9 protein-coding genes and 2 pseudogenes are annotated in these 8909 nt (G+C 42.0%); 4 read left to right on the top strand and 7 right to left on the bottom strand.

Annotated elements, in window-relative coordinates; genetic code table 11:
* A pseudogene (locus EWV66_RS14745) lies at window positions 1-94 on the top strand (IS1 family transposase); the annotation flags it as partial.
* Here the strand turns inward: EWV66_RS14745 and EWV66_RS14740 are convergent.
* Window positions 50-913, bottom strand: a complete 864-nt coding sequence (locus EWV66_RS14740; protein ID WP_287107284.1) for a hypothetical protein — start codon at window positions 911-913, stop codon at window positions 50-52. The pseudogene EWV66_RS14745 and the gene EWV66_RS14740 sit on opposite strands and share 45 nt — an antisense overlap.
* Before the next feature lie 428 nt (window positions 914-1341).
* Complete coding sequence (cimA, locus tag EWV66_RS14735; protein ID WP_052276220.1) at window positions 1342-2982, bottom strand: citramalate synthase; 1641 nt, start codon at window positions 2980-2982, stop codon at window positions 1342-1344.
* A gap of 62 nt (window positions 2983-3044) precedes the next feature.
* Here cimA and EWV66_RS24450 point away from each other — a divergent pair.
* Both EWV66_RS24450 and EWV66_RS14730 read left to right on the top strand, forming a co-directional pair.
* Window positions 3045-3113: pseudogene (locus EWV66_RS24450) on the top strand (2Fe-2S iron-sulfur cluster-binding protein); the annotation flags it as partial.
* Window positions 3114-3243: 130 nt separating this feature from the next.
* A complete protein-coding gene (locus EWV66_RS14730) occupies window positions 3244-3789 on the top strand; it encodes a hypothetical protein (RefSeq protein WP_052276221.1) in 546 nt (181 codons plus the stop codon).
* Here the strand turns inward: EWV66_RS14730 and sds are convergent.
* Window positions 3786-4757: a solanesyl diphosphate synthase gene (gene sds, locus EWV66_RS14725; protein ID WP_052276222.1), complete on the bottom strand. Its 972-nt coding sequence runs from the start codon at window positions 4755-4757 to the stop codon at window positions 3786-3788. The genes EWV66_RS14730 and sds overlap by 4 nt on opposite strands.
* 145 nt (window positions 4758-4902) lie before the next feature.
* On the bottom strand, window positions 4903-5055 hold the full coding sequence (locus EWV66_RS14720) for a hypothetical protein (protein WP_185238104.1): 153 nt from the start codon (window positions 5053-5055) through the stop codon (window positions 4903-4905).
* 59 nt (window positions 5056-5114) lie between these two features.
* On the opposite strand from EWV66_RS14720, the gene EWV66_RS14715 reads away from it, so the two are divergent.
* A complete protein-coding gene (locus EWV66_RS14715) occupies window positions 5115-5810 on the top strand; it encodes an HAD family hydrolase (protein WP_002801790.1) in 696 nt (231 codons plus the stop codon).
* Here the strand turns inward: EWV66_RS14715 and EWV66_RS14710 are convergent.
* The 3 genes from EWV66_RS14710 to EWV66_RS14700 all read right to left on the bottom strand — a co-directional run bounded on the left by EWV66_RS14710 (window position 5807) and on the right by EWV66_RS14700 (window position 8852).
* Complete coding sequence (locus EWV66_RS14710) at window positions 5807-6427, bottom strand: CPP1-like family protein (RefSeq protein WP_287107283.1); 621 nt, start codon at window positions 6425-6427, stop codon at window positions 5807-5809. The two genes, EWV66_RS14715 and EWV66_RS14710, sit on opposite strands and share 4 nt — an antisense overlap.
* A gap of 86 nt (window positions 6428-6513) precedes the next feature.
* Entirely contained in the window at window positions 6514-7575 is a 1062-nt protein-coding gene (locus EWV66_RS14705; RefSeq protein ID WP_052276224.1) for a CIA30 family protein, read from the bottom strand.
* A 35-nt stretch (window positions 7576-7610) separates the two neighbouring features.
* Window positions 7611-8852 carry an RNA-guided endonuclease InsQ/TnpB family protein gene (locus EWV66_RS14700; protein WP_052276225.1) on the bottom strand — a complete coding sequence of 414 codons (1242 nt, stop codon included), beginning with the start codon at window positions 8850-8852 and terminating at the stop codon, window positions 7611-7613.
* Window positions 8853-8909 lie beyond the last annotated feature (57 nt).

The raw sequence follows: 8909 nt of genomic DNA, 5'->3' as shown, positions 1-8909 counted from the left end.
ACTCTGCTATTCTAAGTCTACAGAAATGTTAGGATACTCTATTCGTTTATTAATTCATTATCTGAAGTTTCAAGAAGTGCCTATTCCTTACTGATTCATAGCTTAATTCAGCAACGCCGAAAAATGTTCCTAAACAGACAAATGGTCCAGTAATTATTTGACGAATCGGAGTAGATATAGCGGTTGCTATATCTAAGTCTCCAACTCGGCTATCACCAGTCAACTTTCTGAGAATTAAAACAACTAGGAAAATCGTACCTAAGATGAATAGATGTTTAATTAATTCTTTAAATATCTCCGACTGAGGCTTTTTGGTTAGAAAAGGTGCGGTGATAAACAGCAAAAAACAGGTCTCATAACTAAGAAAAGAAGCAGTAATCAATAGGTAAGACCAAATTTTTTTATCGTTCAGATAACTTAAAAAAGCGAGTAAAAGAAAGGTTATGGCGGGCAAAATGTGAATATGAGTGAGAAAAGCCCTAGTGTTGTCGGCAGGAAATAAAGTAAATGCAAGGGTACCCGTCAAAACAAAAATAGGTTGATTCCAGAGACGTTGGAGAAATAGATAAAAGAGGATATTATTGGTTAATGCCAATAGATAGGCACTTATATAAATAAGCGGCAATCCTCCCAATTTTCCAGCAAAGTATGCAGAGAAGAAGAGGATGTTAAAGCCGACAACTCTACCTTGAAAAAATGCCAAATTCATGTTCTTAACAAAGTCAACAAATCTGGAAAAGTCCATGGTCAGTATGTTACCGATGAAAGCGTAATCATCTTCGTATAAACCCAAGTGATTAAAATACCAAAAGTGGGCGATCCAAGTAATCAATGCAATGGTTAAAAATGTCGTAATTTTGAAGGATTTATTATTCAGTAACATCATTGATTTTCCTATAGCTTGTGTAGTCATAAATCAAGATTTTATGTGAAATTTACAGCTTCAACAGGCTGATCAATTGAATTACCTAGTTAAGCTTGCTTGCTCTTGTTGGACGGATTATGGATTCTTTCTGATAATATATCAGTGTTTAAACTCTGTCAAGGCGAGATTATACTAAATCCTGTTTAAAAGGTATAAGGGAGATAGGAGACGGGAGATTCAGTTATCAGTAAACAGTAAACAGTAATCAGTGGTTAGTGGGAATTATGAATTATGAATTATGAATTGGGAATTGGGGAGTGGGGAGAAAAAATATAGCGGTTTTCAGTCTAATAAGATATAGTAAATCCCTTGATAGATAGGCGTTTTAGCGTTTCAATCGGGACTCACTTCTGTGAAAACCGCTATATGATATAACAATGCCTGCTCACTGATAACTGATAACTGATAACTGTTGCTTAAATTATCCCCAAAGGACAAAATTGACCCGATAATTCTAGTTTATTGTTTTGCAGCAGATATAAACCGTATTCAATTCCTTCTACTACTGCTTGATAGGAAGCTTCCAAAATATTACTAGACACTCCCACGGTTGTCCATCTTTGTTGACCGTTACTGGACTCGATTAAAACCCTAGTTTTCGCTGCCGTCCCCGAACCACTATCGAGGATTCTCACTTTATAATCGGTCAGGTGAAAGTTAGCAATTTCGGGATAGAATTTGACTAAAGCTTTTCTTAAAGCCCGATCTAAAGCAGCCACTGGTCCGTTACCCTCGGCCACTTCTAATAAATCTTCCTCTTTTACCTGTACTTTAATTGTCGCAATCGCATTACCACTATCCCGGAGCATATCACAATAAACTTGGAATCCTTTTAATTCAAAAAGGTGGCTTCTCTGTCCCAAAGCTTCCCGCATTAATAACTCAAAACTAGCTTCGGCTGCTTCAAATTGATAACCCTCACTTTCCAAGATTTTTAAACGTTCCAGAATTTGCCGACAGGTGGGATCATCTTTATTTAAATCGATGCCAAAACTGCGCGCTTTCGCTAAGACATTACTTAATCCCGATTGGTCAGAAATGACGATGCGGCGCTGATTCCCGATCGCTTCTGGATTAATATGTTCATAGGTCAGGGGATTTTTCGCCACCGCAGAAACGTGAATACCACCCTTATGGGCAAAAGCGGAACGTCCGACGAAGGGAGCGTGATCATCCGGGGCTAAATTGACCATTTCGCTGATTTTTCGGCTAGTTCCCGTCAATCGGCCTAATTGATTTTCTTCTAGGCAGGAAAAGCCCATTTTTAACTGAAGATTGGGAATTAAAGTACATAAATTGGCATTGCCGCAGCGTTCCCCATAACCGTTAATTGTGCCTTGAATCATGCGTGCGCCCTCGTTAACTGCCGCTAAGGAGTTAGCCACGGCGGTTCCTGCGTCATTATGAGCATGAATGCCTAATTGAGGCGCATTTTCCTCATCGGGATCGATGCCCAATTGCTGCCGCACTTTCTCCACAATGGGGGCGATTTCTTGGGGTAAAGTGCCACCGTTGGTATCACAGAAAACTAACCATTCGGCCCCAGCAGCCCTGGCGGTTTTGAGGGTTAAAAGGGCGTATTCGGGGTTATTTTTGTAACCATCAAACCAATGTTCGGCATCATAAATGACTCGTTTTCCCTGACAGCGTAGATACTCGATCGTATCTCCTATCATGGCTAAATTCTCCTCCAGACTGGTTTTTAAGCCCTCTGTGACGTGCAGATCCCAAGATTTGCCGAAAATTGTCACCCAACGGGTTCTAGCGGCGAGAATGGCGGTTAACATCCGATCTTCCCGGGCCTCGATCTGGGGGCGACGAGTGGAACAAAAAGCGACTAATTCCGCTTGTTTTAGGGGTTCTTCGTGCAGTTTCCAGAAAAATTGACCGTCTCTTGGGTTTGCGCCTGGCCAACCGCCTTCGATAAAAGGAATACCCATCCGATCTAATTCCCTGGCGATTTTAATTTTATCTTCGAGGGAGAGGGAAATACCTTCTCGCTGGGCCCCGTCCCGGAGAGTAGTGTCATAGACCCAAATGCGCTTACCATTGTTCATATAAATAGTCAATAGGTGTTAATATTAATTAATAACTGTAGCGACTTAAAATCACGCCCCTAATGCCTAGAATAACAGTTTACGGTCAAACAATCACCTGCGATCGAGGTGAAAATCTCCGTTCAGTTATCAGTTATCAGTTATCAGTTATCAGTTTTGAGTTTTGAGTGAACAGTATTAAGTGTTAAAGTGTTAGAGTATTAAGTGGCAAGTTCGGAGCCTTCTTTTCACTGTTTACTGTTTACTGATTAAGGTTATCAAATGAACGAGACAACAACTTTTCGGATATCACCAATAATTCGGGTAACTTTATTAAGTTTATATGTGGCGTTAACCATCCCTTTACCCTTTTTAGCAAAAGTCACTAATTCCCCTGTTAATCCCAATTTTCTCTGGGTAGGAATTAGCTTAGGATTAATCGCTTTATACGGAGCTTTAAGTGAAAGAGTCATTTTATCAGAAACAGGGATACAAGTTACCTATCCCCAATGGTTTCCTGCTTTTCTTCGCTCTGGTTGGTGGTTAAATTGGACAGATATAAAAGAACTTAAATGTCGCAGTACAGGACAGGGTGGTTTAGTTTATTATTTCCTTGATCGCTCCTCGGAAAAAGCCTATTTATTGCCGATGCGAGTAGTGGGATTTAATCGCATGGTCAAAATAATCGCAGAAAAAACTAACTTGGATATGACTGATATTCGCCCCCTTTCTCAGCCTTGGATGTATGGAATTCTTTTTATTCTCACCCTATTTTTATTATTAGTCGATGCTTGGACTATTGCTACGGCGAGAACTATTATTCCCTAATAAATTCGGCTCAAAACGTAATCTACTAGCTCGATTAACACATCTTTTGAGGGAGAAGAAGCTAAACAGTCAAGGTGTTTTAAGGCACTTTGACCATACTGATTGGCTAACTCTTTTGAGCGAGGAATACCTTGGCTAGAGTGAATAAAATCAAGAGCTTTTTCGATGTCTCCTTCCTGACTAAATTCCCGTTCGATCAACACTTCTATATAGGGATTTTCCTCCATGGCAAAGAGAGCGGGAGCAGTGATATTACCACTGATCAAATCGGAGCCAGAGGGTTTTCCTAATACTTCCGTGGGGGAGGTAAAATCGAGAATATCATCGACGATTTGAAAAGCTAATCCTAAATTGCGACCATAATTATATAAATGATGATTAACTTCAGCCGATTGCTCGCTTAATACTCCAGCTGCTTTGGCACTATTGGCAATTAAAGAAGCCGTTTTGTAGTAACTTTTTTCTAGATAAGCTTCCAGGGAGATACTGGTATCAAAGCGATTAATTCCCTGTTGAATTTCCCCTTCAGCAAAATCACGAATCACTTCCGAGAGCAATTTTACCACTTCTAAATTATCTAAATTAGCTAGATACCAAGAAGATTGAGCGAAAAGAAAATCCCCCGCTAAAACCGCCACGCGATTGTCAAATAAACTGTTAACGGTGGGAACACCGCGGCGCAATTCTGCCTCATCTACCACATCATCATGGACGAGACTGGCAGTGTGGATCATCTCCGTGATTTCCGCTAATCGACGATGACGGGGAGTGATATCCCGGTCTAACATAGTAGCGCGAGATACCAGCAACACGATCGCCGGTCGAACGCGTTTACCGCCGGCCTCGAACAAATGTTCTGCTGCCGCCGCTAAAATGGGATGACGAGCGCCGACGAGGTTTTTTAAGTTATCGGTCAAAAGACGGAGATCATCGTCAACGGGTGCGAATAAAGAAGTTGTTGGGATCATTGGTTAGCCAATTGGCGAGATAGTTACGAAAGTTTACATATCCTTACATTTATTTTAAGCTAACCGTCCAGACTAGGGAAGGGGAAGCATCAGTGATCAGTGATCAGTAATCAGTGAGGGGTTGGGGTTTTAGGGTTTTAGGGTTTTAGGGTTTTAGTTGAAATTTCCCCACTTCCCCACCTCCCCACACCCCACACCCCACACCCCACTTCCCCACTTCCTCACCTCCCCATTTCCCCATTTCCCCACACCCCACACCCCACTTCCCTAATCTTTTTCCCGACAAAACTCTTGTCATTGTCAAGACTCTAGGGTAACTTGTATATAAAAATTAATAAAGCGAGAAGTATTAGAACGATGTTGAGACTAATTAGCGACTTTGACGGGCCGATAATGGACGTATCGGAGCGATATTACCAAGTTTATCAAGACTGTTTACAGAAAACCGCCTATAAAGGTCAAATTATCGGGGAATTATCGAAAGCGGAATTCTGGCAGTTAAAACGGGATCAGGTTTCTGAGAAGCGTATCGGGGAAATGTCAGGATTAGATGAAGATCAAGCGCGTAAATTTGCCCATCTTCGTCGTCAAACTGTCCATACTTTACCCTATCTTGTCCACGATCGCCCGGTGGTTGGTTCTTTGGAAACTCTCCAGAAAATCCAAGAGTTAAAGATCGATTTAGTCGTGATGACGATGCGGCGGGTATCCGAGCTAGATCATGCCTTTAATCGCCACGATATCGGTCGTTTTTTCGCCGCTAATCGTCGTTATTGTCTAAATAATAATTACACCAAAACCAACGACGTGCGCGACAAAACCCTGCTTATGGCTAAGGCCGCTAAGGAACTGCCGGCGGCTGCCGATACTTGGATGGTGGGGGATACGGAAGCGGATATTGCCGCCGCTAAAAGCCAAAATATTAAGGTTATTGGCGTATTATCGGGGATTCGCAGCCGTTCCCGTTTAGAGAGCTACGAGCCTGATTATATCGTCAATAACCTTGGGGAAGCAGTGGACGTGATCTTAGGCTCCCTACGAGCGATTGGTTAACGGAAAAAACTACTAATCACCCAAAAGATTAGAAAAGTGATGAGCGCATAAATTTGGCGATCGCCGAAAATATTCCAATCAGCCTTGGCCGCTAAACTGACTAATCCCGCTCCCAGAGCGACTCCTAGCAATAAACCAGCGAGAGTGAACAGTAAGGCGCGGCCAAAACGTTTTTCCTTGCGGTTGAAAAAATAGATATTAACGAAAACGCCAAAAGCTAAGAGCAGCGGTAAAAGGGAGCCACTGGGATCGGGAACTAACAGCGTTATTGCTCCTAAACAAGCGTAAATCACTGCTGGTACACCGATATCCTGTGCAGAAGGTGTATCGATTGAGCTTCGCCACCAGTTAGGAGATTTGCTGCTAGTAACTGGTTTACTTTCCACCGGAATCGTCAGACGTTCAGGAAAACGAATGCGATCGGGAACTTTAATTCTACCCTCCTGTCGCATCCGCAGTCGATCCATGAGGACGGAATCGTAGGCCGACTCGATCAATTCGACAATTTTGCTATCATTTTGATACTGTTGCACCAGTCTTTGTTTGGCCTCTTGAATTTCTTCAAAAGAGGATTCTTCAGTAACCCCAAGTTGTTCGTAGGGATTCTGTTCACTCATGAACATACCTCCTTAATTATGCTCCCGATAGTCATGATCTTAACCCGATGTTCTGTAGTTTAACTTGAGATGCAAGCTTATTTAAATTAATTAAGTTTAGCGAAAATCTGAGCAGAATCGATCGCTTCGTAGGGATAACCACTGGCATCTAAAAGGCTTTTTTCGGCGATTTCTCCTTCCTTAACGATAATTAAGCGGTTTTTACCCCCGTAGGCCTTAATTGTGACAATTTCTAAAGCAAATAATCCTGGGGAGAAACGGGGATTTAAGGCCCCATCGTACTCGAATTTACTCTGCATTAACTGCAAAGCATAGACGCTACTGCTATCAAAGGGTGCTGCCTCCCGCAGGGTTTTGGCCCGCAGCACTGGGATTAAATCGCCAAAAGGAATAGAAATCGTTTGCCAAGTGCGATCAAGTGTATCAAAAGAATAACAGTAACCGATACCATCCCAACGTCCTTCACAGCGCAGAATTAATTTATAGCGTTTTCCGTCCCCTTGTACCTGTAATTCTATTCCCTCGTAGTTAGATAAATTTAGGGGAGGATTCAGGTTTCTGGTACGAACTGAGGCAAAACCGCCGTTATTTTCAGTTCTAACGATACCGGAAAAGAGCGCTCGTCCTCCGGTTAGGGTTATCTGACTCTCACTCACTCCTCCCATTACCACATCATCCACCGCACCCCAGATTTCTTTTATATCACTGCTGGGATTGCTAAAGTCAAAGAGGGTTTTTTCGGCGGTTATCCCAGCATTTTTCAATAAATCGAGTAAATTAGCTAAACTATGGCGGTTATTCTCCCCTTGACAGTAGATAATTCTCTCAATCCCTGTGAATAATTGCGGGGTTTGCAGAGCAAATAAATCGACATTTTCAGCCAATAATTGACGTGCAGACTCGATATTATCGACTAAAGCGCGGATTTGATAGTTTTGCTGCTGTAGTTGGGTGATTACTTTTCTACCGATCGCATTTTCCCCACCAATGACTAAAATGGTCTTCATCCCTTGCTCATTTGTTAGCTGATTTTTTTTATCTTCCCCGAAACCGAGCAGCTTTTGCAGACAACTCCACAGGGGAATACTATCAAAATAGTCTAGAGTTTGCCAAAATCTCTGAAAATCCCAGCTTTTTGACTCAGCCATAACTTTTCTCTCCTCAAAAGGTACTGTTGACATCCTCACCGCCGGGGCCGGACGGTGATTCCCGGCAGATCAAACAAACTTAATTGAACGACCGACCGCTGGGTTGACGCTTCACGGGATGCTGCTTCTTTAACAGAAGTCTTATGCTGTCCTCCACGCCCGTTTAAAGTCTCCGATTGCCCACCGGCGACCTTGATATTAATTGCAGCGTTTACATCCCTATCATGGAAAGTCCCACAAAAAAGACATTCCCACTCACGGATATTCAACGCTTTCTTACCGCCGATATTCCCACAACAGGAACATCTCTGAGACGTTGGCTCCCATCGGGAAATTATCCGAAAATCACGCCCATATTTATCAGATTTTGCCGATAGCATATCTCGGAAAGAACGCCATCCTAAGTCTGATATGGCACGGGATAACTTACGATTTTTAACCATTCCCGATGTGTTTAAATCCTCTAAAATTATCGTTTGATTTTCACGAACAACTCTAGTGGATAGTTTCTGCAAAAAATCAGTGCGAGTGTCTTTAATCTTTGCGTGGATTTTAGCTACTCGTTTCCTAGCTTTTTCCCGTCGGTTACTTCCTTTTTGCTTTCTAGAAAGGTTTTTCTGTGCCTTTCTTAGTCGTTTTAATCGTTTTTTTAACGGTTTAGGAGCGTCTATCTTTTCCCCTGTTGAGAGAGTCGCAAAAGTAGCAATCCCTAGATCAATTCCCACTGACTCCCCATTATTGGGAAGTATTTCGGGCTGAATCTCGACAACAAAACTAAGAAAGTATCGATCTGCTGCATCTTTAATCACGGTGACGCTAGAAGGTTTAGAAGGTAATGGACGACTCCAAACTATTCTTAAATCACCGATTTTTGCTAAAGTAACGTGATATTGATTGATGGTAAAACCATTGTCAGTAAATCTCGCTGATTGTTTAGATTTACGCTTCTTAAATTTAGGAGGTTTGACTTTTCTTCCTTTTCTCTCTCCCTTGCAAGATGCAAAAAAGTTAGAATAGGCTGTCTCTAAGTCTCTCAAAGACTGTTGTAAAGGGATAGAAGAAACCTCGGTCAACCACTGCTTTTCTTCTGTTTTTTTGACTTGAGTTAGTCTTTTAGATAACTCGGTATATTTTGGCTTTTTCTCTCCTTGTCGATAGAGTTCTTGACAGTGAGCTAAGGTATCGTTCCAGACAACGCGCACACACCCGAACAACTGAGACAAAAGCCTCTTTTGTTGGTCTGTTGGGTAAATACGGTATTGATACCTCGCTTTCATTGGGTTAATATGTGTGTGTCTGTATTTATTTTAACTAGGTCTGTTAATAATGTCAAG

This window comes from Microcystis sp. M_OC_Ca_00000000_C217Col (genome assembly GCF_007095585.1).
GTDB classification, from domain to species: Bacteria; Cyanobacteriota; Cyanobacteriia; order Cyanobacteriales; family Microcystaceae; genus Microcystis; species Microcystis panniformis.
This window is presented reverse-complemented; position numbering and strand designations above follow the sequence as displayed.